This window comes from Streptomyces angustmyceticus, assembly GCF_019933235.1.
GTDB classification, from domain to species: domain Bacteria; phylum Actinomycetota; class Actinomycetes; order Streptomycetales; family Streptomycetaceae; genus Streptomyces; species Streptomyces angustmyceticus.
Map to the genome: position 1 here is coordinate 4536118 of NZ_CP082945.1, position 25097 is coordinate 4561214.

Consider the following 25097-nt stretch of genomic DNA (forward strand, 5'->3'; position numbering starts at 1 on the left):
CCTGAGAGGGATTGACGCATAGTGCTCGACGTCAACTTCTTCGATGAGCTCCGGATCGGTCTGGCCACCGCTGACGACATCCGTCAGTGGAGCCACGGCGAGGTCAAGAAGCCCGAGACCATCAACTACCGCACCCTCAAGCCCGAAAAGGACGGACTCTTCTGCGAGAAGATCTTCGGTCCGACCCGGGACTGGGAGTGCTACTGCGGTAAGTACAAGCGCGTCCGCTTCAAGGGCATCATCTGCGAGCGCTGCGGCGTCGAGGTCACTCGTGCCAAGGTGCGCCGTGAGCGGATGGGCCACATCGAGCTGGCCGCTCCCGTGACCCACATCTGGTACTTCAAGGGCGTGCCGAGCCGGCTGGGCTACCTGCTGGACCTCGCCCCCAAGGACCTCGAGAAGGTCATCTACTTCGCCGCCTACATGATCACGTGGGTGGACGAGGAGCGCCGTACGCGCGACCTGCCCTCGCTGGAGGCCCACGTCTCCGTCGAGCGCCAGCAGATCGAGCAGCGCCGCGACTCCGACCTGGAGGCCCGCGCCAAGAAGCTCGAGACCGACCTGGCCGAGCTGGAGGCCGAGGGCGCCAAGGCCGACGTGCGCCGCAAGGTGCGCGAGGGTGCCGAGCGTGAGATGAAGCAGCTGCGCGACCGCGCGCAGCGCGAGATCGACCGTCTCGACGAGGTCTGGAGCCGCTTCAAGAACCTCAAGGTCCAGGACCTCGAGGGCGACGAGCTGCTCTACCGCGAGCTGCGGGACCGCTTCGGCACGTACTTCGACGGCTCCATGGGTGCCGCTGCCCTGCAGAAGCGCCTGGAGACCTTCGACCTCGACGAGGAGGCCGAGCGCCTCCGCGAGATCATCCGTACCGGCAAGGGCCAGAAGAAGACCCGTGCGCTCAAGCGCCTCAAGGTCGTCTCCGCCTTCCTGCAGACCCGCAACAGCCCCAAGGGCATGGTGCTGGACTGCATCCCGGTGATCCCGCCGGACCTGCGTCCGATGGTGCAGCTGGACGGTGGCCGCTTCGCGACCTCCGACCTGAACGACCTGTACCGCCGTGTGATCAACCGCAACAACCGCCTGAAGCGGCTTCTCGACCTCGGCGCGCCCGAGATCATCGTGAACAACGAGAAGCGGATGCTCCAGGAGGCCGTCGACGCGCTGTTCGACAACGGTCGTCGCGGCCGTCCGGTCACCGGTCCCGGTAACCGCCCGCTGAAGTCCCTCAGCGACATGCTGAAGGGTAAGCAGGGCCGTTTCCGTCAGAACCTGCTCGGTAAGCGAGTCGACTACTCGGCGCGTTCCGTCATCGTCGTCGGCCCGCAGCTCAAGCTGCACCAGTGCGGTCTGCCCAAGGCCATGGCGCTGGAGCTCTTCAAGCCGTTCGTGATGAAGCGCCTGGTGGACCTCAACCACGCGCAGAACATCAAGTCGGCCAAGCGCATGGTCGAGCGCGGCCGCACGGTCGTCTACGACGTGCTCGAAGAGGTCATCGCCGAGCACCCGGTGCTGCTGAACCGTGCGCCCACCCTGCACCGTCTGGGCATCCAGGCCTTCGAGCCGCAGCTGGTCGAGGGCAAGGCCATTCAGATTCACCCGCTCGTCTGCACCGCGTTCAACGCGGACTTCGACGGTGACCAGATGGCCGTCCACCTCCCGCTGTCCGCGGAGGCCCAGGCCGAGGCCCGCATCCTGATGCTGTCCTCGAACAACATCCTCAAGCCGGCCGACGGCCGTCCGGTCACCATGCCGACCCAGGACATGGTGCTCGGCCTCTTCTTCCTCACCACGGATGAAGAGGAGCGCGAGGTCAAGGGCGAGGGCCGGGCCTTCGGCTCGGTCGCCGAGGCCATCATGGCCTTCGACGCCCGCGAGCTCTCGCTGCAGGCGAAGGTCGACATCCGCTTCCCGATCGGCACCGTCCCGCCCCGCGGCTGGACCCCGCCGGTTCCGGAGGAGGGCGAGCCCGAGTGGCAGCAGGGTGACAGCTTCCGGCTGCGCACCACCCTGGGCCGCGCGCTCTTCAACGAGCTGCTGCCCGAGGACTACCCGTTCGTCGACTACTCGGTGGGCAAGAAGCAGCTCTCCGCGATCGTCAACGACCTGGCCGAGCGCTACCCCAAGGTCATCGTGGCGGCGACGCTCGACAACCTGAAGGCGGCCGGCTTCCACTGGGCGACCCGTTCCGGCGTCACCGTCGCCGTCTCGGACATCGTCGTGCCGGAGGCCAAGAAGGCCATCGTCGCGGGCTACGAGGCCCAGGACGAGAAGGTCCAGAAGCAGTACGAGCGCGGTCTGATCACCAAGGACGAGCGCACTCAGGAACTGATCAACATCTGGACCAAGGCGACCAACGAGGTCGCCGAGGCGATGAACGAGAACTTCCCCAAGACGAACCCCATCTTCATGATGGTTGACTCGGGTGCCCGAGGAAACATGATGCAGATGCGGCAGATCGCCGGTATGCGTGGTCTGGTGTCGAACGCGAAGAACGAGACCATCCCGCGTCCCATTAAGGCGTCGTTCCGCGAGGGTCTGTCCGTGCTGGAGTACTTCATCTCCACGCACGGTGCCCGTAAGGGTCTGGCGGACACCGCCCTTCGTACCGCCGACTCCGGTTACCTCACCCGTCGTCTGGTCGACGTCTCCCAGGACGTCATCATTCGCGAGGAGGACTGCGGCACCGAGCGCGGCCTCAAGCTGCGGATCGCCTCGAAGGACGCCGCCGGTGTCCTGCGCAAGGCGGACGACGTCGAGTCCAGCGTCTACGCCCGCATGCTCGCCGAGGACGTCGTCGTCGACGGCAAGGTCGTCGCGCCGGCCAACGTCGACCTCGGTGACGTGCTCATCGACGCGCTGGTCAACGCGGGCGTCGAGGAGGTCAAGACCCGCTCGGTCCTGACCTGTGAGTCCGCGGTCGGCACCTGTGCCTTCTGCTACGGCCGTTCGCTGGCCACCGGCAAGCTGGTCGACATCGGTGAGGCGGTCGGCATCATCGCCGCCCAGTCCATCGGTGAGCCCGGCACCCAGCTGACGATGCGTACCTTCCACACCGGTGGTGTGGCCGGTGACGACATCACCCTGGGTCTGCCGCGTGTCGTCGAGCTCTTCGAGGCCCGTACGCCCAAGGGCGTCGCCCCGATCTCGGAGGCGGCAGGCCGCGTCCGGATCGAGGAGACCGAGAAGACCAAGAAGGTCGTCGTCACCCCGGACGACGGCAGCGACGAGATGGCCTACGGCGTCTCCAAGCGTGCCCGTCTGCTGGTGGGCGAGGGCGACCACGTCACGGTCGGCCAGCCGATGACCGTGGGTGCCGTCAACCCGCACGACGTGCTGCGGATCCTCGGCCAGCGTGCCGTCCAGGTCCACCTGGTCGGCGAGGTCCAGAAGGTCTACAACAGCCAGGGCGTGGCGATCCACGACAAGCACATCGAGATCATCATCCGGCAGATGCTGCGCCGCGTGACGATCATCGAGTCCGGCGACGCGGAGCTGCTGCCGGGCGAGCTGGTGGAGCGCACGAAGTTCGAGGGCGAGAACCGTCGCGTCGTGGCGGAAGGCGGCCACCCGGCCTCCGGCCGTCCGCAGCTGATGGGTATCACCAAGGCTTCGCTGGCCACCGAGTCGTGGCTGTCGGCGGCGTCCTTCCAGGAGACGACCAGGGTCCTGACCGACGCGGCGATCAACGCCAAGTCGGACTCCCTGATCGGCCTCAAGGAGAACGTCATCATCGGTAAGCTCATCCCGGCCGGTACGGGCCTGTCCCGCTACCGCAACATCCGGGTCGAGCCCACCGAGGAGGCGAAGGCCGCGATGTACTCGGCCGTCGGTTACGACGACATCGACTACTCGCCCTTCGGCACCGGCTCCGGCCAGGCGGTCCCGCTGGAGGACTACGACTACGGTCCGTACAACCAGTAATCCTGGTCCGTACGACAGCAACAGGGCGGCCATCCCTCACGGGATGGCCGCCCTGCGGCGTTGTCCGGCACATTCCCGCGGTCGTGGGCCGTGCGGGGGAACTTGTCCTCCCATTGCTGCGTCTGTGATGAGAAGATGGGGAGAACTGTCGAGCGGGGGGAGGTTCGCGAAGTGGCATTCCAGCCGTGGCAGGGCGGGCAGCCGGCTCAGCCGTCGCCTCAGGTGCCTGCCATGCGTGCCTCGCACGCCGATCGTGAGCGGACGGTCGATGTGCTCAAGGCGGGGTTCGCCGAGGGGCGGCTGCTGCAGCCGGAGTACGAGCAGCGGATCACGCGGGCCTACAAGGCGCAGACGCACGCCGAGCTGCAGATGCTGGTCGCGGACCTTCCGCAGGGGCCGGTGCCGCAGGCGCAGTTCGTGCCGCAGCGGCCGATGGTGCCGGCGACGTTCATGCCGATGCAGATGCCGGTGCCGGTGACGACGAACGGCTCGGCGACCGGCTCGTTGGTGTGCGGGCTGATGACGCTGCCGACATGGGGGCTGACCGCGATTCCGGCCGTCATCCTGGGCCACAAGGCACGCGCCGAGATCCGCCGCACCGGCGAGCGCGGTGACGGCCAGGCGATCACGGGGCTGGTGCTGGGCTGGCTGGCGATCGGCGGCTGGACGCTGTTCCTGCTGGTCTTCGTCCTGGCGGCAGCGGTCAATATCTGACCGGTGCGCGGGCCCGCGGCGCCGGCGGGGGAGGGGCGGTGGCGATGCCGCGGCGGCGGCGTGGCGCCTTCTTCCGTACGGTCGCCGATCGCACTACGGTGGCCGCATCGCCGTGAGGAGTCCGGCGTGTCCTTCGCGTGTGCATTTGTTTTGACCGCAGCCCATGCGGTAGGTACGCTCTGACCTTGTGCCTGGGGTGTCCCTGGGCTGCCGTGCGCGCACACCCCACAGCCTCTGGCCTGGAGCGCGACAGCACGGAAGCCGGGTTTTGACACCGCAATCTGCCGCCTCACTCGTTCCAGCGAGGGACCGGACTGCAGTATTCGACACACCCGACCGCGTGGGTCGGGGAATGTTCCAGGTTAGCTTTACCGAGACTGGCACACAGAAACCGGAGAAACGGTGCCTACGATCCAGCAGCTGGTCCGCAAGGGCCGGCAGGACAAGGTCGAGAAGAACAAGACGCCCGCGCTCGAGGGTTCCCCCCAGCGCCGTGGCGTCTGCACGCGTGTTTTCACGACCACCCCGAAGAAGCCGAACTCGGCCCTGCGTAAGGTCGCGCGTGTGCGTCTGACCAGCGGGATCGAGGTCACCGCTTACATTCCGGGTGAGGGCCACAACCTGCAGGAGCACTCGATCGTGCTCGTGCGTGGTGGTCGTGTGAAGGACCTGCCGGGTGTTCGGTACAAGATCATCCGCGGCTCCCTCGACACGCAGGGCGTCAAGAACCGCAAGCAGGCTCGCAGCCGCTACGGCGCCAAGAAGGAGAAGTAAGAATGCCTCGTAAGGGCCCCGCCCCGAAGCGCCCGGTCATCATCGACCCGGTCTACGGTTCTCCTCTGGTGACCTCCCTCATCAACAAGGTGCTGCTGAACGGAAAGCGCTCCACCGCCGAGCGCATCGTTTACGGCGCCATGGAGGGTCTGCGCGAGAAGACCGGCAACGACCCGGTCATCACGCTCAAGCGCGCGCTCGAGAACATCAAGCCGACCCTCGAGGTCAAGTCCCGCCGTGTCGGTGGCGCGACCTACCAGGTCCCGGTCGAGGTCAAGCCCGGCCGCGCCGCCACCCTCTCGCTCCGCTGGCTCGTGGGCTACTCCCGCGCCCGCCGCGAGAAGACCATGACCGAGCGCCTCATGAACGAACTGCTCGACGCCTCCAACGGCCTCGGCGCTTCGGTCAAGAAGCGTGAGGACACGCACAAGATGGCCGAGTCCAACAAGGCCTTCGCGCACTACCGCTGGTAGTCGCAACCCACATCGAGACCGAGAGAAGATTGAGCCACTATGGCTACCACTTCGCTTGACCTGGCCAAGGTCCGCAACATCGGGATCATGGCCCACATCGACGCGGGCAAGACGACCACCACCGAGCGGATCCTGTTCTACACCGGTGTCTCGTACAAGATCGGTGAGGTCCACGACGGCGCTGCCACGATGGACTGGATGGAGCAGGAGCAGGAGCGCGGCATCACGATCACGTCTGCCGCGACGACCTGCCACTGGCCGCTGGAAAACGTCGACAACACCATCAACATCATCGACACCCCGGGCCACGTCGACTTCACGGTCGAGGTGGAGCGCTCGCTGCGCGTCCTGGACGGTGCGGTGACGGTGTTCGACGGCGTTGCCGGTGTCGAGCCGCAGTCCGAGACCGTCTGGCGACAGGCGGACCGCTACGGCGTGCCGCGTATCTGCTTCGTCAACAAGCTCGACCGCACGGGTGCCGAGTTCCACCGCTGCGTCGACATGATCGTGGACCGCCTGGGCGCGACCCCGATCGTGATGCAGCTGCCGATCGGCACCGAGGCGGACTTCAAGGGCGTCGTCGACCTCGTCACCATGAAGGCCCTGGTCTGGTCGGCCGAGGCCGCCAAGGGCGAGATGTACGACACCGTCGACATCCCGGACACGCACCTCGAGGCCGCCGACGAGTGGCGGGGCAAGCTGCTCGAGGCCGTCGCCGAGAACGATGAAGAGATCATGGAGCTGTACCTGGAGGGCCAGGAGCCCACCGTGGAGCAGCTCTACGCGGCGATCCGCCGGATCACCATCGCCTCGGGCAAGGCCGAGAACACCACCGTCACGCCGGTGTTCTGCGGTACCGCGTTCAAGAACAAGGGCGTCCAGCCCCTGCTCGACGCGGTCGTGCGCTACCTCCCCTCCCCGTTGGACGTCGAGGCCATCGAAGGCCACGCGGTCAACGACCCGGAAGAGGTCATCAAGCGCAAGCCGTCCGAGGAAGAGCCGCTGTCCGCTCTTGCCTTCAAGATCGCGAGCGACCCCCACCTGGGCAAGCTCACCTTCATCCGGGTGTACTCGGGCCGCCTCGAGGCCGGCTCGCAGGTGCAGAACTCGGTGAAGGGCAAGAAGGAGCGCATCGGCAAGATCTACCGGATGCACGCGAACAAGCGTGAGGAGATCGAGTCGGTGGGTGCCGGTGACATCGTCGCCGTCATGGGTCTGAAGCAGACCACCACCGGTGAGACCCTCTGCGACGCGTCGAACCAGGTCATCCTGGAGTCGATGGAGTTCCCCGCACCGGTCATCCAGGTCGCCATCGAGCCCAAGTCCAAGGGCGACCAGGAGAAGCTGGGTGTCGCCATCCAGCGTCTCGCCGAAGAGGACCCCTCGTTCCAGGTGCACACCGACGAGGAGACCGGCCAGACCATCATCGCGGGTATGGGCGAGCTGCACCTCGACGTGCTGGTCGACCGTATGAAGCGTGAGTTCCGGGTCGAGGCCAACGTCGGCAAGCCGCAGGTCGCCTACCGCGAGACCCTGCGCAAGGCCGTCGAGCGTCTCGACTACACGCACAAGAAGCAGACTGGTGGTTCCGGCCAGTTCGCGAAGGTGCAGATCGCGATCGCGCCCCTCGAGGGCGACGGTTACGAGTTCGAGAACAAGGTCACCGGTGGCCGTATCCCGCGGGAGTACATCCCGTCCGTGGACGCGGGCTGCCAGGAGGCCATGGAGTTCGGTGTTCTCGCCGGCTACCCGCTGACCGGTGTCAAGGTCACCCTGCTCGACGGTGCCTTCCACGAGGTCGACTCCTCGGAAATGGCCTTCAAGATCGCCGGTTCGATGGCCTTCAAGGAGGCCGCCCGCAAGGCCTCCCCGGCCCTGCTCGAGCCGATGATGAAGGTCGAGGTCACCACGCCCGAGGACTACATGGGCGACGTGATCGGCGACATCAACTCCCGCCGTGGTCAGATCCAGTCCATGGAGGACCGCAGCGGCGCCAAGCTCGTCACGGGCCTGGTTCCGCTCTCGGAGATGTTCGGCTACGTCGGAGACCTCCGCAGCAAGACGTCGGGTCGCGCGAGCTACTCGATGCAGTTCGACTCCTACGCCGAGGTTCCCCGGAACGTCGCCGAGGAGATCATCGCGAAGGCCAAGGGCGAGTAGCTCCGTCTCCCGAGAGTCGGAACACGCTTTAGGCTTGACACCGTCTGACGGGGTGATCCCCGCAATCCGTGAGGATTGCCCCGTCAGCCGGCATCCCAGCAAAGATCACCTGGCGCCGATGAGTAAGGCGTACAGAACCACTTCAGGAGGAACCAGTGGCGAAGGCGAAGTTCGAGCGGACTAAGCCGCACGTCAACATCGGCACCATCGGTCACATTGACCACGGTAAGACGACCCTCACGGCCGCCATTACCAAGGTGCTGCACGACGCGTACCCGGAGCTGAACGAGGCCTCGGCCTTCGACCAGATCGACAAGGCTCCTGAGGAGCGCCAGCGCGGTATCACGATCTCCATCGCGCACGTCGAGTACCAGACGGAGAACCGTCACTACGCCCACGTCGACTGCCCGGGTCACGCGGACTACATCAAGAACATGATCACCGGTGCGGCGCAGATGGACGGCGCCATCCTGGTGGTCGCCGCCACCGACGGCCCGATGCCGCAGACCAAGGAGCACGTGCTCCTGGCCCGCCAGGTCGGCGTTCCCTACATCGTTGTCGCCCTGAACAAGGCCGACATGGTGGACGACGAGGAGATCCTGGAGCTCGTCGAGCTCGAGGTCCGTGAGCTCCTCTCCGAGTACGAGTTCCCCGGCGACGACGTTCCGGTCGTCAAGGTCTCGGCGCTCAAGGCGCTCGAGGGCGACAAGGAGTGGGGCGACTCCGTCCTCAAGCTCATGGCCGCCGTCGACGAGTCGATCCCGCAGCCCGAGCGTGACGTCGACAAGCCGTTCCTGATGCCGATCGAGGACGTCTTCACGATCACCGGCCGTGGCACCGTTGTCACCGGTCGTATCGAGCGTGGTGTCCTCAAGGTCAACGAGACCGTCGACATCATCGGCATCAAGACCGAGAAGACCACCACCACGGTCACCGGCATCGAGATGTTCCGCAAGCTCCTCGACGAGGGCCAGGCCGGTGAGAACGTCGGTCTGCTCCTCCGTGGCATCAAGCGCGAGGACGTCGAGCGCGGCCAGGTCATCATCAAGCCGGGCTCGGTCACGCCGCACACCTCGTTCGAGGCCCAGGCGTACATCCTGTCGAAGGACGAGGGTGGCCGCCACACCCCGTTCTTCAACAACTACCGCCCGCAGTTCTACTTCCGTACCACGGACGTGACCGGCGTCGTGACCCTCCCCGAGGGCACCGAGATGGTCATGCCGGGCGACAACACCGAGATGTCGGTCGAGCTGATCCAGCCGGTCGCCATGGAGGAGGGCCTGAAGTTCGCCATCCGTGAGGGTGGCCGGACCGTCGGCGCCGGCCAGGTCACCAAGATCACGAAGTAATTTCGCTGATCCGGTCGACCCGGTCGTAGCTCCCCGGAGCTCACAAGGAGCCCCGTCCACCATCAGGTGGGCGGGGCTCCTTGACAGTTGGGGTCCGATTGGCCTTGGGCGTCCCGGGTATGGCACACTGTCCAGGTTGCTCGGTTGAGTGCCGATGCTGCGCGCCTCCCGCCGGGAGGACCGGAAGCGAGTCCCAGGTATTCGTCGTCCCTTCTCAGGGCCGGAAATACGGGAATCTTCCGGGAAGCGTCAGCGGGGTGCCTCGGCCAGGCGCCCGGTGGGTGTTCTTCCCCTGCCTTCTCCTTCTCGAAGGATCCTCCCTGTGGGGATTTACGAGAAGGGGTGCGACACGCCCGACCGCGTGGGTCGGAGAAGAACGGGAACGTACCGGGTCCCAGAGCGTTACGAGAGACAGGACTACGAAGTAGCCATGGCGGGACAGAAGATCCGCATCCGGCTCAAGGCCTACGACCACGAGGTCATCGACACCTCGGCGAAGAAGATCGTCGAGACGGTGACCCGCACTGGTGCGTCGGTCGCGGGCCCGGTGCCGCTGCCCACTGAAAAGAACGTGTACTGCGTCATCAAGTCGCCGCACAAGTACAAGGACTCGCGCGAGCACTTCGAGATGCGCACGCACAAGCGCCTGATCGACATCCTCGACCCGACGCCCAAGACCGTTGACTCGCTGATGCGCCTGGACCTTCCGGCCGGCGTTGACATCGAGATCAAGCTCTGAGAGGCGCGGAAGAGATGGCTAAGCAGATCAAGGGCATCCTGGGCGAGAAGCTCGGCATGACCCAGGTCTGGGACGAGAACAACCGTGTCGTCCCGGTGACCGTGGTGAAGGCCGGCCCCTGTGTCGTTACCCAGGTGCGCACCAATGACCAGGACGGTTACGACTCCGTCCAGATCGCCTTCGGCGAGATCGACCCGCGCAAGGTGAACAAGCCCCTCAAGGGCCACTTCGCGAAGGCCGACGTCACCCCCCGTCGTCACCTCGTCGAGGTCCGTACCGCCGACGCCGGCGAGTACACCCTCGGCCAGGAGCTGACCGCTGAGACCTTCGAGTCCGGCGTCAAGGTGGACGTGACCGGCAAGAGCAAGGGCAAGGGCTTCGCCGGTGTCATGAAGCGTCACGGCTTCCATGGCGGCAAGGCCTCCCACGGTGCCCACCGTGTGCACCGTAAGCCTGGCTCCATCGGTGGCTGCGCCACCCCGGGCCGCGTGTTCAAGGGCATGCGGATGGCCGGCCGTATGGGCAATGAGCGGGTCACCACCCAGAACCTGACCGTCCACGCCGTTGACGCGGAGAAGGGTCTGCTGCTCATCAAGGGCGCAGTTCCTGGTCCGAACGGCGGCCTCGTCCTGGTCCGTACCGCGGCCAAGGGGGCCTGAGGTAACCGATGAGCACCATTGACATCCTTTCGCCGGCAGGCGACAAGGCCGGTACCGTCGAGCTCCCCGCGGAGATCTTCGACGCCAAGGTCAGCGTTCCGCTGATCCACCAGGTCGTTGTCGCACAGCTGGCCGCTGCCCGCCAGGGCACGCACAAGACCAAGACTCGCGGCGAGGTCCGCGGCGGTGGCAAGAAGCCGTACCGCCAGAAGGGCACCGGCCGGGCGCGTCAGGGTTCGACCCGTGCGCCGCAGTTCGCCGGCGGTGGCATCGTCCACGGCCCCGTGCCGCGTGACTACAGCCAGCGGACCCCGAAGAAGATGAAGGCCGCCGCCCTGCGCGGTGCCCTCACCGACCGGGCCCGCAACAGCCGTATCCACGTCGTTGCCGGCGTGGTCGAGGGCGACATCTCCACCAAGGCCGCCAAGACTCTCCTCGGCAAGGTCAGCGAGCGCAAGAACGTGCTCCTGGTCGCCGAGCGCAGCGACGAGGCCGCGTGGCTGTCCGCCCGCAACCTGCCCCAGGTCCACATCCTGGAGCCGGGCCAGCTGAACACGTACGACGTGCTCGTCTCCGACGACGTGGTCTTCACCAAGGCCGCCTTCGAGTCCTTCGTGTCTGGCCCCAAGGCCAACGCTGAGACCGAAGGGAGCGACGCCTGATGAGTGAGGCCGTCGTCACCAGCAAGACCTTCTCGGACCCGCGTGACGTTCTCGTCAAGCCGGTTGTCTCGGAGAAGAGCTACGCGCTGCTGGACGAGAACAAGTACACGTTCATCGTCGCGCCCGGCGCGAACAAGACCCAGATCAAGCAGGCCGTCGAGGCGGTCTTCTCGGTCAAGGTCACCGGGGTCAACACGATCAACCGGCAGGGCAAGCGCAAGCGCACCCGCACCGGTTACGGCAAGCGCGCGAACACCAAGCGCGCCATCGTGACCCTCGCCGAGGGCGACCGTATCGACATCTTCGGCGGCCCGGTCTCCTAACGGAGTCCGAGTCGTCCGGAATCGGACGAGGACTGAGAAATGGGTATCCGCAAGTACAAGCCGACGACCCCGGGCCGTCGTGGCTCCAGCGTCGCCGACTTTGTCGAGATCACGCGGTCCACGCCGGAGAAGTCGCTGGTCCGCCCGCTGCACAGCAAGGGCGGCCGTAACAACGCCGGTCGTGTGACCGTTCGCCACCAGGGCGGTGGCCACAAGCGCGCCTACCGAGTGATCGACTTCCGTCGTCACGACAAGGACGGCGTGCCGGCCAAGGTCGCGCACATCGAGTACGACCCGAACCGCACTGCGCGCATCGCGCTCCTGCACTACGCAGACGGCGAGAAGCGCTACATCATCGCGCCCCGTGGCCTGGTCCAGGGTGCTCGGATTGAGAACGGCCCTGGCGCCGACATCAAGCCGGGCAACAACCTGCCGCTGCGCCACATCCCCGTGGGTACGACGATCCACGCGATCGAGCTGCGTCCGGGCGGCGGTGCGAAGTTCGCCCGCTCGGCCGGTGCCTCCGTGCAGCTGCTGGCGAAGGAGGGCCGGATGGCCCACCTTCGTATGCCGTCCGGTGAGATCCGCCTGGTCGACGTGCGCTGCCGCGCCACCGTCGGCGAGGTCGGCAACGCCGAGCAGTCGAACATCAACTGGGGCAAGGCCGGCCGCATGCGCTGGAAGGGCGTCCGCCCGACCGTGCGTGGTGTCGTGATGAACCCCGTCGACCACCCGCACGGTGGTGGTGAGGGCAAGACCTCCGGTGGTCGCCACCCGGTCTCGCCGTGGGGTCAGAAGGAGGGTCGTACGCGTTCGCCGAAGAAGGCGAGCAACAAGTACATCGTCCGCCGCCGCAAGACGAACAAGAAGCGCTAGGAGCGGGTTTAGATGCCGCGCAGTCTCAAGAAGGGGCCCTTCGTCGACGACCACCTTTCCAAGAAGGTGGATGTTCAGAACGATGCCGGCACCAAGAACGTCATCAAGACCTGGTCCCGCCGCTCCATGATCGTCCCGGCCATGCTCGGCCACACGATCGCGGTGCACGACGGCCGCAAGCACGTCCCGGTGTTCGTCACCGAGTCGATGGTCGGCCACAAGCTCGGCGAGTTTGCGCCGACCCGCACCTTCCGTGGCCACGAGAAGGACGACCGCAAGTCGCGTCGTCGCTGATCGACCGGAGTGCGAAGACTATGACTGACACCGAAGGGACAACCATGGAAGCCAGGGCCCAGGCGCGGTACATCCGCGTCACGCCCATGAAGGCCCGCCGCGTGGTGGACCTTATCCGTGGCATGAATGCCACGGAGGCTCAGGCGGTCCTGCGTTTCGCCCCGCAGGCCGCGAGCGTGCCGGTGGGCAAGGTGCTGGACAGCGCCATTGCCAACGCCGCGCACAACTACGACCACACCGACGCCGGCAGCCTCGTCATTTCCGAGGCGTACGTCGACGAGGGCCCGACCCTGAAGCGGTTCCGTCCGCGTGCCCAGGGCCGTGCCTACCGGATCCGCAAGCGGACCAGCCACATCACCGTGGTCGTCAGCAGCAAGGAAGGAACCCGGTAATGGGCCAGAAGGTAAACCCGCACGGGTTCCGGCTCGGCGTCACGACGGACTTCAAGTCCCGCTGGTACGCCGACAAGCTGTACAAGGACTACGTCAAGGAAGACGTCGCCATTCGTCGCATGATGACGAAGGGCATGGAGCGCGCCGGTATCTCCAAGGTGGAGATCGAGCGCACCCGTGAGCGCGTCCGCGTTGACATCCACACCGCTCGTCCGGGCATCGTCATCGGCCGCCGCGGCGCCGAGGCCGACCGCATCCGCGGCGAGCTGGAGAAGCTGACCGGCAAGCAGGTCCAGCTGAACATCCTCGAGGTCAAGAACCCCGAGACCGATGCTCAGCTGGTGGCCCAGGCCGTCGCCGAGCAGCTGTCCTCCCGCGTCTCCTTCCGTCGCGCCATGCGCAAGAGCATGCAGTCGACGATGAAGGCCGGCGCCAAGGGCATCAAGATCCAGTGCGGTGGCCGTCTCGGCGGCGCCGAGATGTCCCGCTCGGAGTTCTACCGCGAGGGCCGTGTGCCCCTGCACACGCTCCGCGCGAACGTCGACTACGGCTTCTTCGAGGCCAAGACCACCTTCGGCCGCATCGGCGTGAAGGTCTGGATCTACAAGGGCGACGTCAAGAACATCGCCGAGGTGCGCGCCGAGAACGCTGCCGCCCGTGCGGGCAACCGCCCGGCCCGCGGTGGCGGCAACGACCGCCCGCGCCGCGGTGGCGAGCGTGGCGGCCGCGGTGGCCGCAAGCCGCAGCAGCAGAACGCCGCTGCCGAGGCCCCCAAGACGGAGTCTTCGGCGGCTGCTGCCTCTGCACCGGCTGAGACCCCCGGAACGGAGGCCTGACCGACATGCTGATCCCTCGCAGGGTCAAGCACCGCAAGCAGCACCACCCGAAGCGCAGCGGTATGGCCAAGGGTGGCACCGAGCTGGCCTTCGGTGAGTACGGCATTCAGGCCGTCACCCCGGCTTACGTGACGAACCGTCAGATCGAGTCCGCTCGTATCGCGATGACCCGTCACATCAAGCGTGGCGGCAAGGTCTGGATCAACATTTACCCGGACCGCCCGCTCACGAAGAAGCCGGCCGAAACCCGCATGGGTTCCGGTAAGGGTTCTCCGGAGTGGTGGGTCGCGAACGTCAAGCCCGGTCGGGTGATGTTCGAGCTGTCCTTCCCGAACGAAAAGGTTGCCAAGGAGGCGCTGACCCGCGCCGCCCACAAGCTTCCGATGAAGTGCCGCATCGTGCGGCGCGAGGCAGGTGAGTCGTGATGGCGGCCGGTACCAAGGCGACCGAGCTGCGCGAGCTGAACAACGAGGACCTCGTTGCCAAGCTTCGTGAGGCCAAGGAGGAGCTGTTCAACCTCCGCTTCCAGGCGGCGACCGGACAGCTCGAGAACCACGGTCGGCTCAAGTCCGTCCGTAAGGACATCGCCCGGATCTACACCCTGATGCGTGAGCGCGAGCTGGGCATCGAGACGGTGGAGAGCGCCTGATGAGCGAGAAGAATGTGACTGAGACGAACGAGCGCGGTTTCCGCAAGACCCGTGAGGGTCTCGTCGTCAGCGACAAGATGGACAAGACCGTCGTCGTCGCCGTCGAGGACCGCGTCAAGCACGCGCTGTACGGCAAGGTCATCCGCCGTACCAACAAGCTCAAGGCGCACGACGAGCAGAACGCTGCCGGTGTCGGCGACCGCGTCCTCCTGATGGAGACCCGGCCGCTGTCCGCCACCAAGCGCTGGCGCATCGTCGAGATCCTCGAGAAGGCCAAGTAATCCCTCCTAGGGGGACTCCCTAGGAACAGTTCCGCCAGGCTCGGCAGGGGCCCACTCAGCAGAGGAAAGCCCCTGCCGGGAACCGGCAGACACACAGGAGATAGACGTGATCCAGCAGGAGTCGCGACTGCGGGTCGCCGACAACACTGGTGCGAAGGAAATCCTTTGCATCCGTGTTCTCGGTGGTTCCGGTCGCCGCTACGCGGGCATCGGTGACGTCATCGTCGCCACCGTGAAGGATGCGATCCCCGGTGGCAACGTGAAGAAGGGTGACGTCATCAAGGCGGTCATCGTTCGGACCGTCAAGGAGCGCCGCCGTCCCGACGGCTCGTACATCCGCTTCGACGAGAACGCGGCCGTCATCCTCAAGAACGATGGCGACCCCCGCGGCACCCGCATCTTCGGCCCCGTGGGCCGGGAGCTGCGCGAGAAGAAGTTCATGAAGATCATCTCGCTCGCGCCGGAGGTGCTGTAACCGATGAAGATCAAGAAGGGCGACCTGGTCCAGGTCATCACCGGTAAGGACAAGGGCAAGCAGGGCAAGGTCGTCCAGGCCTTCCCCCGCGAGGACCGCGTCCTGGTCGAGGGTGTCAACCGGGTCAAGAAGCACACCAAGGCCGGACAGACCGCTCGTGGTTCGAAGACCGGCGGCATCGTGACGACCGAGGCCCCCATCCACGTGAGCAACGTTCAGCTCGTCGTGGAGAAGGACGGCAACAAGGTCGTCACCCGCGTCGGATACCGCTTCGACGACGAGGGCAACAAGATCCGCGTTGCCAAGCGGACCGGTGAGGACATCTGATGACTGCCACCACCAACGCGCCGCGTCTCAAGACGCGCTACCGCGAAGAGATCGCCGGGAAGCTGAAGGACGAGTTCTCGCTCGAGAACGTCATGCAGATCCCCGGTCTGACCAAGATCGTGGTCAACATGGGTGTGGGCGACGCCGCCCGCGACTCCAAGCTGATCGAGGGCGCCATCCGCGACCTCACCACGATCACCGGACAGAAGCCGGCCGTCACCAAGGCCCGTAAGTCCATCGCGCAGTTCAAGCTGCGCGAGGGCCAGCCGATCGGTGCCCACGTCACCCTCCGCGGTGACCGGATGTGGGAGTTCCTGGACCGCCTGCTGTCGCTGGCGCTGCCGCGTATCCGCGACTTCCGTGGTCTGTCCCCGAAGCAGTTCGACGGTCGGGGCAACTACACCTTCGGTCTCACGGAGCAGGTCATGTTCCACGAGATCGACCAGGACAAGATCGACCGGACGCGGGGCATGGACATCACCGTGGTCACCACGGCGTCCAACGACGATGAGGGCCGCGCCCTGCTTCGTCACCTCGGCTTCCCGTTCAAGGAGAACTGACCGTGGCGAAGAAGGCTCTGATCGCTAAGGCGGCTCGTAAGCCGAAGTTTGCTGTCCGCGCGTACACGCGCTGCCAGCGCTGCGGCCGTCCGCACTCCGTGTACCGCAAGTTCGGCCTGTGCCGCGTGTGCCTTCGTGAGATGGCTCACCGTGGCGAGCTGCCGGGCGTGACCAAGAGCTCCTGGTAATCCCTTCTTTGGGACGACCAGGACTCTCGGTAAGCATTCGGCCGGCGGGCGTCCACCCCTCCTTTCCCGTAGGGTAGAGGGGTTTGGACGCACCGCCGTCCGAGACCGACCGCGGGCCGAGCCCGCATAAAGTCGCTTACTACGCCGTAGGTCCCCGCGCCGCACCCGTCCCGACTCTGATCGGGGAGAGGGATGGCGCACATAGGAAACCCCGGCGAGAGAGGCCGAAGGCCAATTCATGACCATGACTGATCCCATCGCAGACATGCTGACCCGTCTGCGTAACGCGAACTCGGCGTACCACGACACCGTCGTGATGCCGCACAGCAAGATCAAGTCGCACATCGCGGAGATCCTCCAGCAGGAGGGTTACATCACCGGCTGGCGCGTCGAGGACGCCGAGGTTGGCAAGAACCTCGTCCTCGAGCTGAAGTTCGGCCCGAACCGCGAGCGCTCGATCGCCGGCATCAAGCGGATCTCGAAGCCGGGCCTGCGGGTCTACGCAAAGTCCACCAACCTGCCGAAGGTCCTCGGCGGCCTGGGCGTGGCGATCATCTCCACGTCCCACGGTCTCCTGACCGGTCAGCAGGCCAGCAAGAAGGGCGTGGGTGGGGAAGTCCTCGCCTACGTCTGGTAACCAGGGAACGGAGGAATAGCTAATGTCGCGTATTGGCAAGCTGCCCATCCAGGTTCCCGCTGGTGTGGACGTCACCATCGATGGCCGGACGGTCGCGGTGAAGGGCCCCAAGGGTTCTCTCTCGCACACCGTCGCGGCGCCCATCGAGGTCGCCAAGGGTGAGGACGGCGTCATCAACGTCTCCCGCCCGAACGACGAGCGTCAGAACAAGGCCCTGCACGGCCTGTCCCGCACGCTGGTGGCGAACATGATCACCGGCGTGACCCAGGGCTACAGCAAGGCGCTCGAGATCAGCGGTGTCGGTTACCGCGTCCAGGCGAAGGGCTCCAACCTGGAGTTCTCCCTGGGCTACAGCCACCCGATCCTGATCGAGGCCCCCGAGGGCATCTCCTTCAAGGTCGAGTCGCCCACCAAGCTCAGCGTCGAGGGTATCGACAAGCAGAAGGTCGGCGAGGTGGCGGCGAACATCCGCAAGCTGCGCAAGCCTGACCCGTACAAGGCCAAGGGCGTCAAGTACGCCGGCGAGGTCATCCGCCGCAAGGTCGGAAAGGCTGGTAAGTAAGCCATGGCATACGGTGTGAAGATCGCGAAGGGTGACGCCTACAAGCGCGCCGCCGCTAAGCGTCGCCACATCCGCATCCGTAAGCGGATTTCGGGTACCCCGGAGCGTCCGCGTCTGGTGGTGACGCGGTCCAACCGTGGCATCACCGCGCAGGTCATCGACGACATCGCGGGCCACACGGTGGCCTCGGCGTCGAGCCTGGACGCGTCGATCCGTGGTGGCGAGGGCGACAAGAGCGCTCAGGCCAAGAAGGTCGGCTCCCTGGTCGCCGAGCGTGCCAAGGCCGCCGGTGTCGAGGCCGTCGTGTTCGACCGTGGTGGCAAGCAGTACGCCGGGCGGATTGCCGCTCTGGCCGACGCCGCCCGCGAAGCCGGGCTGAAGTTCTAAGCCCCGGTTCCGGAGCTAGCGGACGTAACAGAGAGAGGTAAATCCAATGGCTGGACCCCAGCGCCGCGGGAGCGGTGCCGGTGGCGGCGAGCGGCGGGACCGGAAGGGTCGCGACGGTGGCGCTGCCGCCGAGAAGACCGCATACGTTGAGCGCGTTGTCGCGATCAACCGTGTCGCCAAGGTTGTCAAGGGTGGCCGTCGCTTCAGCTTCACCGCGCTGGTCGTGGTGGGCGACGGTGACGGCACCGTAGGTGTCGGTTACGGCAAGGCCAAGGAAGTTCCGGCTGCCATCGCCAAGGGCGTGGAAGAGGCCAAGAAGAACTTCTTCAAGGTCCCCCGTATCCAGGGCACCATCCCTCACCCCATCCAGGGCGAGAAGGCTGCGGGCGTCGTCCTGCTCAAGCCGGCTTCCCCCGGTACCGGTGTGATCGCCGGTGGCCCCGTGCGTGCCGTTCTGGAGTGCGCGGGCATCCACGACGTGCTGAGCAAGTCGCTCGGTTCGTCGAACCCGATCAACATCGTGCACGCCACGGTGACCGCGCTTCAGGGCCTGCAGCGCCCCGAGGAGATCGCGGCCCGTCGTGGCCTGCCGCTGGAGGACGTTGCTCCCGCCGCTCTGCTGCGGGCGCGTGCAGGGGTGACCGCGTAATGGCGCACCTCAAGATCACGCAGACGAAGTCCTTCATCGGCAGCAAGCAGAATCACCGCGACACCCTCCGTTCGCTGGGCCTCAAGCGGCTCAACGACGTGGTTGTCAAGGAGGACCGCCCCGAGTTCCGCGGCATGGTGCACACCGTCCGCCACCTCGTGACGGTTGAGGAGGTCGACTGACATGGCGGAGAACAACCCGCTGAAGGTCCACAACCTCCGGCCCGCCCCGGGTGCCAAGACCGCCAAGACCCGTGTCGGTCGTGGTGAGGCGTCCAAGGGTAAGACCGCTGGTCGTGGTACCAAGGGCACGAAGGCCCGTTACCAGGTTCCGGAGCGCTTCGAGGGTGGGCAGATGCCCCTCCACATGCGCCTCCCGAAGCTGAAGGGCTTCAAGAACCCCGCCCACAAGCAGTTCCAGGTCGTGAACCTGGACAAGCTGGCCGCGCTCTACCCGCAGGGTGGCGAGGTCACGGTGACCGACCTGGTCGCCAAGGGCGCGGTGCGCAAGAACGAGCTCGTCAAGGTCCTGGGCCAGGGCGAGATCTCCGTGGCGCTGCAGGTGACGGTCGACTCCGTCTCCGGCTCCGCCAAGGAGAAGATCGCCGCCGCCGGCGGCACCGTCACCGAGCTCATCTGAGTTCGCTGACTCAACTGACCGGGGATGCCCATCGTTTGGGGCATCCCCGGTTGGTCGTTCCACGGGGGTACGGTCGCCGGTAAGGTGGCATGGACTGTAGTTTCCGGGGCTTCGTCCCCGGCCCCCGCCGCGCGGGCCGTGTCCGCGCGGTATTCGTCCGCCCATTCGTCGATCCTCAAGACCGTCCCTCTCGCACAGGCGGGAGGCGCAGGAGGCACCGTGCTCACCGCGTTCGCCCGAGCGTTCAAGACGCCCGACCTGCGCAAGAAGCTGCTGTTCACGTTGGGCATCATCGTGCTCTACCGGATCGGCGCACACGTCCCGGTCCCCGGGGTGAACTACGCGAACGTCGAGACCTGCATGAAGCAGGCCGGCGGAAGCAGTGGGTTGTTCGCCCTGGTGAACATGTTCAGCGGTGGTGCGCTGCTGCAGATCACGATCTTCGCGCTGGGGATCATGCCGTACATCACGGCGAGCATCATCCTCCAGCTGCTGACCGTGGTGATCCCACGGCTGGAGGCCCTCAAGAAAGAGGGACAGTCCGGCCAGGCGAAGATCACCCAGTACACCCGCTACCTGACCGTGGCGCTCGCCATCCTGCAGGGCACCGGCCTGGTGGCCACCGCCCGCAGCGGTGCGCTCTTCCAGAGCTGCCCGGTCGCCAGCGAGATCGTGCCCAGCGACTCGATCTTCACCACGATCACCATGGTCATCACGATGACCGCCGGCACCGGCCTGATCATGTGGCTCGGTGAGCTGGTCACCGACCGCGGCATCGGCAACGGCATGTCGATCCTGATGTTCATCTCGATCGCCGCCGGCTTCCCGGGCGCGCTGTGGCAGATCAAGCTCACCGGCAAGCTGGCCGACGGCTGGATCGAGTTCTTCGCGGTGATCGCGGTGGGTCTGGCGATGGTCGCCCTGGTGGTCTTCGTCGAGCAGGCGCAGCGGCGCATTCCGGTGCAGTACGCGAAGCGGATGATCGGCCGCCGGTCCTATGGCGGAACGTCCACCTACATCCCGCTCAAGGTGAACCAGGCGGGTGTGATTCCCGTCATCTTCGCGTCATCGCTGCTCTACATTCCGGCCCTCGTCGCACAGTTCAGCGGGTCGAAGGCGGCATGGGCGACGTGGATCGCCACCAACTTCACCAAGGGAAATCACCCCGTTTACATCGTTACGTACTTCCTGCTGATCGTCTTCTTCGCCTTCTTCTACGTCGCCATCAGCTTCAACCCCGAAGAAGTTGCCGACAACATGAAGAAGTATGGTGGCTTCATCCCGGGTATCCGGGCTGGTCGCCCGACGGCCGAGTACCTCAGCTACGTGCTCAACCGGATCACGTGGCCGGGCTCGCTGTACCTGGGGCTGATCGCGCTCGTACCAACAGTGGCGTTGGTGCTTTTCAACGCGAACCAGAACTTCCCGTTCGGCGGGACGAGCATCCTGATCATCGTGGGTGTGGGTCTGGAGACCGTGAAGCAGATCGAGAGCCAGCTTCAGCAGCGCAACTACGAAGGGTTCCTCCGCTGATGCGAATCGTCCTCGTCGGACCCCCGGGGGCCGGCAAGGGTACGCAGGCTGCGTACCTTGCCAAGAACCTCGAGATCCCGCACATCTCCACGGGGGACCTGTTCCGCGCCAACATCAGCCAGGGCACGCCCCTCGGCCGCGAGGCGAAGTCGTACATGGACGCCGGCAACCTGGTGCCCGACTCGGTCACCATCGCGATGGCCGAGGACCGTATGGAGCAGCCCGACGCGGCCGGCGGTTTCCTCCTGGACGGCTTCCCCCGCAACCTTGGCCAGGCCAAGGCGCTGGACGAGTACCTCAAGGACAAGAACCTCACGCTCGACGCCGTCCTGGACCTGGAGGTCCCGGAGGACGAGGTGGTCAAGCGGATCGCCGGCCGGCGCATCTGCCGCAACGACAGCAGCCACGTCTTCCACGCCGAGTACAACAAGCCCCAGGCCGAGGGCGTCTGCGACACCTGCGGCGGCGAGCTGTACCAGCGCGACGACGACCGCGAGGAGACCGTCCGCAAGCGGCTGGAGGTCTACCACACGGAGACCGAGCCGATCATCGACTACTACAAGGACCAGGAGCTGGTCGTCACCATCCCCGCCATGGGGAAGGTCGACGAGGTCACCCGGCGCTCCATGGCGGCCCTGCCGTCCCGGGACGCGTAGCAGCACACGGCTTCCGATACGGCCGCGGTGCCCGCAAGGGCTACCGCGGCCGTATCGTGTACGGGGCGGTCGTCGCGGCCGCCGGAATATGCGTTGCAGTCGGTTCAGGAAGGCACCAGCCGCCATGGTGGAGATCAAGACCCCCGAGCAGATCGCGAAGATGCGCGAGGCGGGGCTGGTGGTCGCCGCCATCCACGCGGCGACCCGGGAGGCCGCGGTGCCCGGCGCCACGACCAAGGACCTGGACGACGCGGCACGCAAGGTACTGGCCGAGCACGGAGCGAAGTCGAACTTCCTCGGCTACGGCGGCTTCCCCGCGACGATCTGCACCTCGGTCAACGACGTCGTGGTCCACGGCATCCCCGACACCGAGACGGTGCTGCGCGACGGCGACATCATCTCCATCGACTGCGGCGCGATCATCGACGGCTGGCACGGCGACGCGGCGTACACCGCCTTCGTCGGCTCCGGTCACTCCGCGGAGCTGGTCGAGCTGAGCCGGGTCACCGAGGAGTCGATGTGGGCGGGCGTCGCGGCGGTCGCCAAGGGCAACCGGCTGGTGGACATCTCCAGGGCGATCGAGGGCTACATCCGCCGCCAGCCCCGTCCGGCGAGCGGGAAGTACGGCATCGTCGAGGACTACGGCGGCCACGGCATCGGCTCGCAGATGCACATGGACCCGCACCTGCTGAACTACGTCGACCGCAAGCGCGGCCGCGGCCCCAAGCTGGTGCCCGGCTTCTGCATCGCCATCGAGCCGATGGTCAATCTCGGCACGGCCAAGACCCACGTCCTCGACGACGACTGGACGGTCAAGTCGAACGACGGCAGCTGGTCCTCGCACTGGGAGCACTCGGTCGCGCTGACCGAGGACGGCCCGCTGGTGCTGACCGCGCCGGACGGCGGCAAGGCCAAGCTCGCGGAGCTGGGCATCACCGCGGCGCCCGACCCCCTGGCCTGACCCGCGCCGACGCCCTGACTCCTCGCGCCGACGCCGCGGCGCGACCCGCCCCGGTGCCCTGACGCGCCCGGCCGGTCGGCCGCGGGCGTAAGGATCTCCCCACGTGGGCAATAATCCTGGATTCGTCTTTTGCCGGGGGCTGACGTAGACTAACGCGTCGGCTCTCGTGCATCCGTATGCCCTCTTGGTCGAGGGTGTGGTGCGGGATAGTCGATCAAGGTAGCCGATTCGAAGGGCGAAGCGTGGCCAAGAAGCAAGGTGCCATCGAAATCGAGGGCACCGTGATCGAGTCCCTCCCGAACGCCATGTTCAAGGTGGAGCTCCAGAACGGTCACAAGGTCCTCGCGCACATCAGCGGAAAGATGCGGATGCACTACATCCGTATCCTCCCGGATGACCGGGTCGTCGTGGAGCTCTCTCCCTACGACCTGACGCGTGGCCGGATCGTCTACCGCTACAAGTAGATCTTGTCGCCGCCCCGCTCCCGTGGGGTGACGGCACTGACCCGGAGAACCTCACATCCCATGAAGGTCAAGCCGAGCGTCAAGAAGATCTGCGACAAGTGCAAGGTGATCCGCCGCCACGGCCGGGTCATGGTCATCTGCGACAACCTGCGCCACAAGCAGCGCCAGGGCTGACGCACGCCGACCACCTGCATTTCGCAGTTTTCGCGCGACGCAAGCACATACGTACATACGCAGTCACCCGACCCCCGCATCACTCGCGTGGGGACGACACCCCCGGCTCGGAGGCCGGGGACCCGGCTCGTAATTCTGCAGAGTCTTACGGGAACGGTGCTGCGGAAGACCTCCGAATAGCCATCAGGAGCCACATCAATGGCACGCCTCGCAGGCGTTGATCTCCCGCGCGAAAAGCGTGTGGAGGTCGCCCTCACCTACGTCTTCGGTATCGGGCGGACGCTGTCTCAGCAGACTCTCGCCGCCACCGGCGTGAACCCGGACACCCGTGTTCGCGACCTGGCCGAGGAAGACCTCGTCAAGATCCGCGAGTACGTGGACAACAACCTCAAGACCGAGGGTGACCTCCGTCGCGAGATCCAGGCCGACATCCGCCGCAAGGTCGAGATCGGCTGCTACCAGGGTCTGCGTCACCGCCGCGGTCTGCCGGTGCACGGTCAGCGCACCAGCACGAACGCGCGTACCCGCAAGGGCCCGCGTCGCGCGATCGCCGGCAAGAAGAAGCCGGGCAAGAAGTAGTCCTCAGCAGGACGCACTGTGTGCTCCGGGGGACGCCCCCCGGACCCCTGCAAGCGGTCTTCGCTGTAGGACCGACCACCTCCACGGGAGTAATGAATGCCTCCGAAGGGCCGTACGGCCGGCGCCAAGAAGGTGCGCCGCAAGGAGAAGAAGAACGTCGCCCACGGGCACGCTCACATCAAGAGCACGTTCAACAACACGATCGTCTCGATCACGGACCCCACGGGCAACGTGATCTCTTGGGCCTCTGCCGGCCACGTCGGCTTCAAGGGCTCGCGCAAGTCCACCCCCTTCGCCGCGCAGATGGCCGCCGAGTCGGCCGCCCGCCGCGCGCAGGAGCACGGCATGCGCAAGGTCGACGTCTTCGTCAAGGGTCCCGGCTCCGGCCGTGAGACCGCGATCCGCTCCCTCCAGGCCACCGGCCTCGAGGTCGGCTCGATCCAGGACGTCACCCCCACTCCGCACAACGGATGCCGCCCGCCCAAGCGCCGGCGCGTCTGACGCACTGAGGTAACGGAGACAACTGGAAAATGGCGCGATACACCGGGGCCGACTGCAAGCGTTGCCGTCGGGAGAAGCAGAAGCTCTTCCTCAAGGGGAGCAAGTGCGAGAGCGCGAAGTGCCCGATCGAGATCCGTCCTTACCCCCCGGGTGAGCACGGTCGCGGGCGCACCAAGGACAGCGAGTACCTGCTCCAGCTTCGTGAGAAGCAGAAGTGCAGCCGTATCTACGGTGTCCTGGAGAAGCAGTTCGTGAACTACTACAAGGAAGCGAACCAGAAGACCGGCAAGACCGGTGAGAACCTTCTGCGCATCCTTGAGACCCGCCTCGACAACGTGGTCTACCGGGCCGGCTTCGCCAAGTCCCGCGACCACGCCCGTCAGCTGGTCCGTCACGGTCACATCACCGTGAACGGCCGCAAGACCGACATCCCGTCGGCGCGGGTGGCCACGAACGACATCATCGAGGTCCGTGAGGGCTCTCGGAACCTGACCCCCTTCGAGGTGGCCAAGGCCGAGGCCGGCGAGAGGACCGTTCCGGCCTGGCTGGAAGCGATTCCCTCGAACCTGCGGATCCTCGTGCACAGCATGCCCGAGCGCCAGGTGATCGACACCCAGGTGCAGGAACAGCTGATCGTCGAGCTCTACTCCAAGTAAGAGCTGACGGGTGGGGGCGGTACGGAGCCGATGGCGCCGTACCGCCC

General features: G+C 66.1%; 35 protein-coding genes. All 35 read left to right on the forward strand.

Features of this window, described 5'->3' with window-relative positions:
• The first annotated feature begins 21 nt into the window (after positions 1-21).
• Positions 22-3921, forward strand: a complete 3900-nt coding sequence (locus K7396_RS20400) for a DNA-directed RNA polymerase subunit beta' (RefSeq protein WP_086717596.1) — start codon at positions 22-24, stop codon at positions 3919-3921.
• A gap of 231 nt (positions 3922-4152) precedes the next feature.
• Entirely contained in the window at positions 4153-4635 is a 483-nt protein-coding gene (locus K7396_RS20405; protein ID WP_086717598.1) for a DUF1707 and DUF4190 domain-containing protein, read from the forward strand.
• A 402-nt stretch (positions 4636-5037) separates the two neighbouring features.
• Positions 5038-5409, forward strand: a complete 372-nt coding sequence (gene rpsL / locus K7396_RS20410; RefSeq protein ID WP_003948652.1) for a 30S ribosomal protein S12 — start codon at positions 5038-5040, stop codon at positions 5407-5409.
• Positions 5410-5411: 2 nt separating this feature from the next.
• Positions 5412-5882, forward strand: a complete 471-nt coding sequence (gene rpsG / locus K7396_RS20415; protein ID WP_004571813.1) for a 30S ribosomal protein S7 — start codon at positions 5412-5414, stop codon at positions 5880-5882.
• A gap of 39 nt (positions 5883-5921) precedes the next feature.
• On the forward strand, positions 5922-8042 hold the full coding sequence (gene fusA, locus K7396_RS20420; RefSeq protein ID WP_086717601.1) for an elongation factor G: 2121 nt from the start codon (positions 5922-5924) through the stop codon (positions 8040-8042).
• A gap of 155 nt (positions 8043-8197) precedes the next feature.
• The gene (gene tuf / locus K7396_RS20425; RefSeq protein ID WP_086717603.1) at positions 8198-9391 is read left to right on the forward strand and encodes an elongation factor Tu; all 1194 of its coding nucleotides are present in this window, start codon (positions 8198-8200) and stop codon (positions 9389-9391) included.
• 430 nt (positions 9392-9821) lie between these two features.
• Positions 9822-10130, forward strand: a complete 309-nt coding sequence (gene rpsJ, locus K7396_RS20430; protein ID WP_004571821.1) for a 30S ribosomal protein S10 — start codon at positions 9822-9824, stop codon at positions 10128-10130.
• Positions 10131-10144: 14 nt separating this feature from the next.
• Positions 10145-10789: a 50S ribosomal protein L3 gene (gene rplC / locus K7396_RS20435; RefSeq protein ID WP_042155856.1), complete on the forward strand. Its 645-nt coding sequence runs from the start codon at positions 10145-10147 to the stop codon at positions 10787-10789.
• Positions 10790-10797: 8 nt separating this feature from the next.
• Positions 10798-11451: a 50S ribosomal protein L4 gene (gene rplD, locus K7396_RS20440; RefSeq protein ID WP_086717605.1), complete on the forward strand. Its 654-nt coding sequence runs from the start codon at positions 10798-10800 to the stop codon at positions 11449-11451.
• On the forward strand, positions 11451-11774 hold the full coding sequence (rplW, locus tag K7396_RS20445) for a 50S ribosomal protein L23 (RefSeq protein ID WP_018090901.1): 324 nt from the start codon (positions 11451-11453) through the stop codon (positions 11772-11774). The genes rplD and rplW overlap by 1 nt, the downstream gene beginning before the upstream one ends.
• 39 nt (positions 11775-11813) lie before the next feature.
• On the forward strand, positions 11814-12650 hold the full coding sequence (gene rplB / locus K7396_RS20450; protein WP_042155863.1) for a 50S ribosomal protein L2: 837 nt from the start codon (positions 11814-11816) through the stop codon (positions 12648-12650).
• Between the two features lie 12 nt (positions 12651-12662).
• A complete protein-coding gene (gene rpsS / locus K7396_RS20455) occupies positions 12663-12944 on the forward strand; it encodes a 30S ribosomal protein S19 (protein WP_018090899.1) in 282 nt (93 codons plus the stop codon).
• Between the two features lie 44 nt (positions 12945-12988).
• Positions 12989-13336, forward strand: a complete 348-nt coding sequence (rplV, locus tag K7396_RS20460; RefSeq protein WP_037839423.1) for a 50S ribosomal protein L22 — start codon at positions 12989-12991, stop codon at positions 13334-13336.
• On the forward strand, positions 13336-14172 hold the full coding sequence (rpsC, locus tag K7396_RS20465; protein ID WP_086717607.1) for a 30S ribosomal protein S3: 837 nt from the start codon (positions 13336-13338) through the stop codon (positions 14170-14172). Before rplV ends, rpsC begins: the two co-directional genes overlap by 1 nt.
• A 5-nt stretch (positions 14173-14177) precedes the next feature.
• Entirely contained in the window at positions 14178-14597 is a 420-nt protein-coding gene (rplP, locus tag K7396_RS20470) for a 50S ribosomal protein L16 (RefSeq protein ID WP_006604880.1), read from the forward strand.
• On the forward strand, positions 14597-14821 hold the full coding sequence (rpmC, locus tag K7396_RS20475) for a 50S ribosomal protein L29 (RefSeq protein WP_030283449.1): 225 nt from the start codon (positions 14597-14599) through the stop codon (positions 14819-14821). Before rplP ends, rpmC begins: the two co-directional genes overlap by 1 nt.
• Positions 14821-15102: a 30S ribosomal protein S17 gene (gene rpsQ, locus K7396_RS20480; RefSeq protein WP_006604882.1), complete on the forward strand. Its 282-nt coding sequence runs from the start codon at positions 14821-14823 to the stop codon at positions 15100-15102. Before rpmC ends, rpsQ begins: the two co-directional genes overlap by 1 nt.
• 106 nt (positions 15103-15208) lie before the next feature.
• Complete coding sequence (gene rplN, locus K7396_RS20485) at positions 15209-15577, forward strand: 50S ribosomal protein L14 (RefSeq protein ID WP_003992364.1); 369 nt, start codon at positions 15209-15211, stop codon at positions 15575-15577.
• 3 nt (positions 15578-15580) lie between these two features.
• Positions 15581-15904 (forward strand): 50S ribosomal protein L24, encoded by a 324-nt coding sequence (gene rplX / locus K7396_RS20490; RefSeq protein ID WP_086717609.1) that lies wholly within the window; start codon positions 15581-15583, stop codon positions 15902-15904.
• On the forward strand, positions 15904-16464 hold the full coding sequence (gene rplE / locus K7396_RS20495) for a 50S ribosomal protein L5 (protein ID WP_086717611.1): 561 nt from the start codon (positions 15904-15906) through the stop codon (positions 16462-16464). Before rplX ends, rplE begins: the two co-directional genes overlap by 1 nt.
• A gap of 2 nt (positions 16465-16466) precedes the next feature.
• Positions 16467-16652 carry a type Z 30S ribosomal protein S14 gene (locus tag K7396_RS20500; RefSeq protein ID WP_004571834.1) on the forward strand — a complete coding sequence of 62 codons (186 nt, stop codon included), beginning with the start codon at positions 16467-16469 and terminating at the stop codon, positions 16650-16652.
• Positions 16653-16890: 238 nt separating this feature from the next.
• A complete protein-coding gene (rpsH, locus tag K7396_RS20505) occupies positions 16891-17289 on the forward strand; it encodes a 30S ribosomal protein S8 (protein ID WP_006604885.1) in 399 nt (132 codons plus the stop codon).
• Between the two features lie 22 nt (positions 17290-17311).
• Entirely contained in the window at positions 17312-17851 is a 540-nt protein-coding gene (gene rplF / locus K7396_RS20510) for a 50S ribosomal protein L6 (RefSeq protein ID WP_086717613.1), read from the forward strand.
• A 3-nt stretch (positions 17852-17854) separates the two neighbouring features.
• Positions 17855-18238: a 50S ribosomal protein L18 gene (gene rplR / locus K7396_RS20515; protein WP_086717614.1), complete on the forward strand. Its 384-nt coding sequence runs from the start codon at positions 17855-17857 to the stop codon at positions 18236-18238.
• Positions 18239-18284: 46 nt separating this feature from the next.
• Positions 18285-18887: a 30S ribosomal protein S5 gene (gene rpsE, locus K7396_RS20520; RefSeq protein WP_006604888.1), complete on the forward strand. Its 603-nt coding sequence runs from the start codon at positions 18285-18287 to the stop codon at positions 18885-18887.
• Positions 18887-19069, forward strand: a complete 183-nt coding sequence (gene rpmD, locus K7396_RS20525) for a 50S ribosomal protein L30 (protein ID WP_030074796.1) — start codon at positions 18887-18889, stop codon at positions 19067-19069. The genes rpsE and rpmD overlap by 1 nt, the downstream gene beginning before the upstream one ends.
• A gap of 1 nt (position 19070) precedes the next feature.
• A complete protein-coding gene (gene rplO, locus K7396_RS20530) occupies positions 19071-19526 on the forward strand; it encodes a 50S ribosomal protein L15 (protein ID WP_086717616.1) in 456 nt (151 codons plus the stop codon).
• 219 nt (positions 19527-19745) lie between these two features.
• Positions 19746-21059: a preprotein translocase subunit SecY gene (secY, locus tag K7396_RS20535; RefSeq protein WP_086717619.1), complete on the forward strand. Its 1314-nt coding sequence runs from the start codon at positions 19746-19748 to the stop codon at positions 21057-21059.
• Positions 21059-21715, forward strand: a complete 657-nt coding sequence (locus K7396_RS20540) for an adenylate kinase (protein WP_086717620.1) — start codon at positions 21059-21061, stop codon at positions 21713-21715. Before secY ends, K7396_RS20540 begins: the two co-directional genes overlap by 1 nt.
• Before the next feature lie 124 nt (positions 21716-21839).
• Positions 21840-22676 (forward strand): type I methionyl aminopeptidase, encoded by an 837-nt coding sequence (gene map, locus K7396_RS20545; protein ID WP_086717622.1) that lies wholly within the window; start codon positions 21840-21842, stop codon positions 22674-22676.
• A gap of 242 nt (positions 22677-22918) precedes the next feature.
• The gene (gene infA, locus K7396_RS20550; RefSeq protein WP_003956442.1) at positions 22919-23140 is read left to right on the forward strand and encodes a translation initiation factor IF-1; all 222 of its coding nucleotides are present in this window, start codon (positions 22919-22921) and stop codon (positions 23138-23140) included.
• 60 nt (positions 23141-23200) lie between these two features.
• Positions 23201-23314: a 50S ribosomal protein L36 gene (rpmJ, locus tag K7396_RS20555; protein ID WP_003956441.1), complete on the forward strand. Its 114-nt coding sequence runs from the start codon at positions 23201-23203 to the stop codon at positions 23312-23314.
• Positions 23315-23512: 198 nt separating this feature from the next.
• Complete coding sequence (gene rpsM, locus K7396_RS20560) at positions 23513-23893, forward strand: 30S ribosomal protein S13 (protein ID WP_006604894.1); 381 nt, start codon at positions 23513-23515, stop codon at positions 23891-23893.
• Positions 23894-23989: 96 nt separating this feature from the next.
• Positions 23990-24394 (forward strand): 30S ribosomal protein S11, encoded by a 405-nt coding sequence (rpsK, locus tag K7396_RS20565; protein WP_004571845.1) that lies wholly within the window; start codon positions 23990-23992, stop codon positions 24392-24394.
• A gap of 29 nt (positions 24395-24423) precedes the next feature.
• Positions 24424-25050 (forward strand): 30S ribosomal protein S4, encoded by a 627-nt coding sequence (gene rpsD, locus K7396_RS20570; protein WP_086717624.1) that lies wholly within the window; start codon positions 24424-24426, stop codon positions 25048-25050.
• Positions 25051-25097: the final 47 nt, after the last annotated feature.

Bases quoted from the DNA above. Each gene is read 5' to 3' on its own strand.
- K7396_RS20405 (WP_086717598.1), top strand. From the start codon at position 4,153: ATGCGTGCCTCGCACGCCGATCGTGAGCGGACGGTCGATGTGCTCAAG.
- rpsG (WP_004571813.1), top strand. From the start codon at position 5,412: ATGCCTCGTAAGGGCCCCGCCCCGAAGCGCCCGGTCATCATCGACCCG.
- fusA (WP_086717601.1), top strand. From the start codon at position 5,922: ATGGCTACCACTTCGCTTGACCTGGCCAAGGTCCGCAACATCGGGATC.
- rpsJ (WP_004571821.1), top strand. From the start codon at position 9,822: ATGGCGGGACAGAAGATCCGCATCCGGCTCAAGGCCTACGACCACGAG.
- rplC (WP_042155856.1), top strand. From the start codon at position 10,145: ATGGCTAAGCAGATCAAGGGCATCCTGGGCGAGAAGCTCGGCATGACC.
- rplD (WP_086717605.1), top strand. From the start codon at position 10,798: ATGAGCACCATTGACATCCTTTCGCCGGCAGGCGACAAGGCCGGTACC.
- rplW (WP_018090901.1), top strand. From the start codon at position 11,451: ATGAGTGAGGCCGTCGTCACCAGCAAGACCTTCTCGGACCCGCGTGAC.
- rplB (WP_042155863.1), top strand. From the start codon at position 11,814: ATGGGTATCCGCAAGTACAAGCCGACGACCCCGGGCCGTCGTGGCTCC.
- rpsS (WP_018090899.1), top strand. From the start codon at position 12,663: ATGCCGCGCAGTCTCAAGAAGGGGCCCTTCGTCGACGACCACCTTTCC.
- rplV (WP_037839423.1), top strand. From the start codon at position 12,989: ATGGAAGCCAGGGCCCAGGCGCGGTACATCCGCGTCACGCCCATGAAG.
- rpsC (WP_086717607.1), top strand. From the start codon at position 13,336: ATGGGCCAGAAGGTAAACCCGCACGGGTTCCGGCTCGGCGTCACGACG.
- rplP (WP_006604880.1), top strand. From the start codon at position 14,178: ATGCTGATCCCTCGCAGGGTCAAGCACCGCAAGCAGCACCACCCGAAG.
- rpmC (WP_030283449.1), top strand. From the start codon at position 14,597: ATGGCGGCCGGTACCAAGGCGACCGAGCTGCGCGAGCTGAACAACGAG.
- rpsQ (WP_006604882.1), top strand. From the start codon at position 14,821: ATGAGCGAGAAGAATGTGACTGAGACGAACGAGCGCGGTTTCCGCAAG.
- rplX (WP_086717609.1), top strand. From the start codon at position 15,581: ATGAAGATCAAGAAGGGCGACCTGGTCCAGGTCATCACCGGTAAGGAC.
- rplE (WP_086717611.1), top strand. From the start codon at position 15,904: ATGACTGCCACCACCAACGCGCCGCGTCTCAAGACGCGCTACCGCGAA.
- rpsH (WP_006604885.1), top strand. From the start codon at position 16,891: ATGACCATGACTGATCCCATCGCAGACATGCTGACCCGTCTGCGTAAC.
- rplF (WP_086717613.1), top strand. From the start codon at position 17,312: ATGTCGCGTATTGGCAAGCTGCCCATCCAGGTTCCCGCTGGTGTGGAC.
- rplR (WP_086717614.1), top strand. From the start codon at position 17,855: ATGGCATACGGTGTGAAGATCGCGAAGGGTGACGCCTACAAGCGCGCC.
- rpsE (WP_006604888.1), top strand. From the start codon at position 18,285: ATGGCTGGACCCCAGCGCCGCGGGAGCGGTGCCGGTGGCGGCGAGCGG.
- rpmD (WP_030074796.1), top strand. From the start codon at position 18,887: ATGGCGCACCTCAAGATCACGCAGACGAAGTCCTTCATCGGCAGCAAG.
- rplO (WP_086717616.1), top strand. From the start codon at position 19,071: ATGGCGGAGAACAACCCGCTGAAGGTCCACAACCTCCGGCCCGCCCCG.
- K7396_RS20540 (WP_086717620.1), top strand. From the start codon at position 21,059: ATGCGAATCGTCCTCGTCGGACCCCCGGGGGCCGGCAAGGGTACGCAG.
- map (WP_086717622.1), top strand. From the start codon at position 21,840: ATGGTGGAGATCAAGACCCCCGAGCAGATCGCGAAGATGCGCGAGGCG.
- rpmJ (WP_003956441.1), top strand. From the start codon at position 23,201: ATGAAGGTCAAGCCGAGCGTCAAGAAGATCTGCGACAAGTGCAAGGTG.
- rpsM (WP_006604894.1), top strand. From the start codon at position 23,513: ATGGCACGCCTCGCAGGCGTTGATCTCCCGCGCGAAAAGCGTGTGGAG.
- rpsK (WP_004571845.1), top strand. From the start codon at position 23,990: ATGCCTCCGAAGGGCCGTACGGCCGGCGCCAAGAAGGTGCGCCGCAAG.
- rpsD (WP_086717624.1), top strand. From the start codon at position 24,424: ATGGCGCGATACACCGGGGCCGACTGCAAGCGTTGCCGTCGGGAGAAG.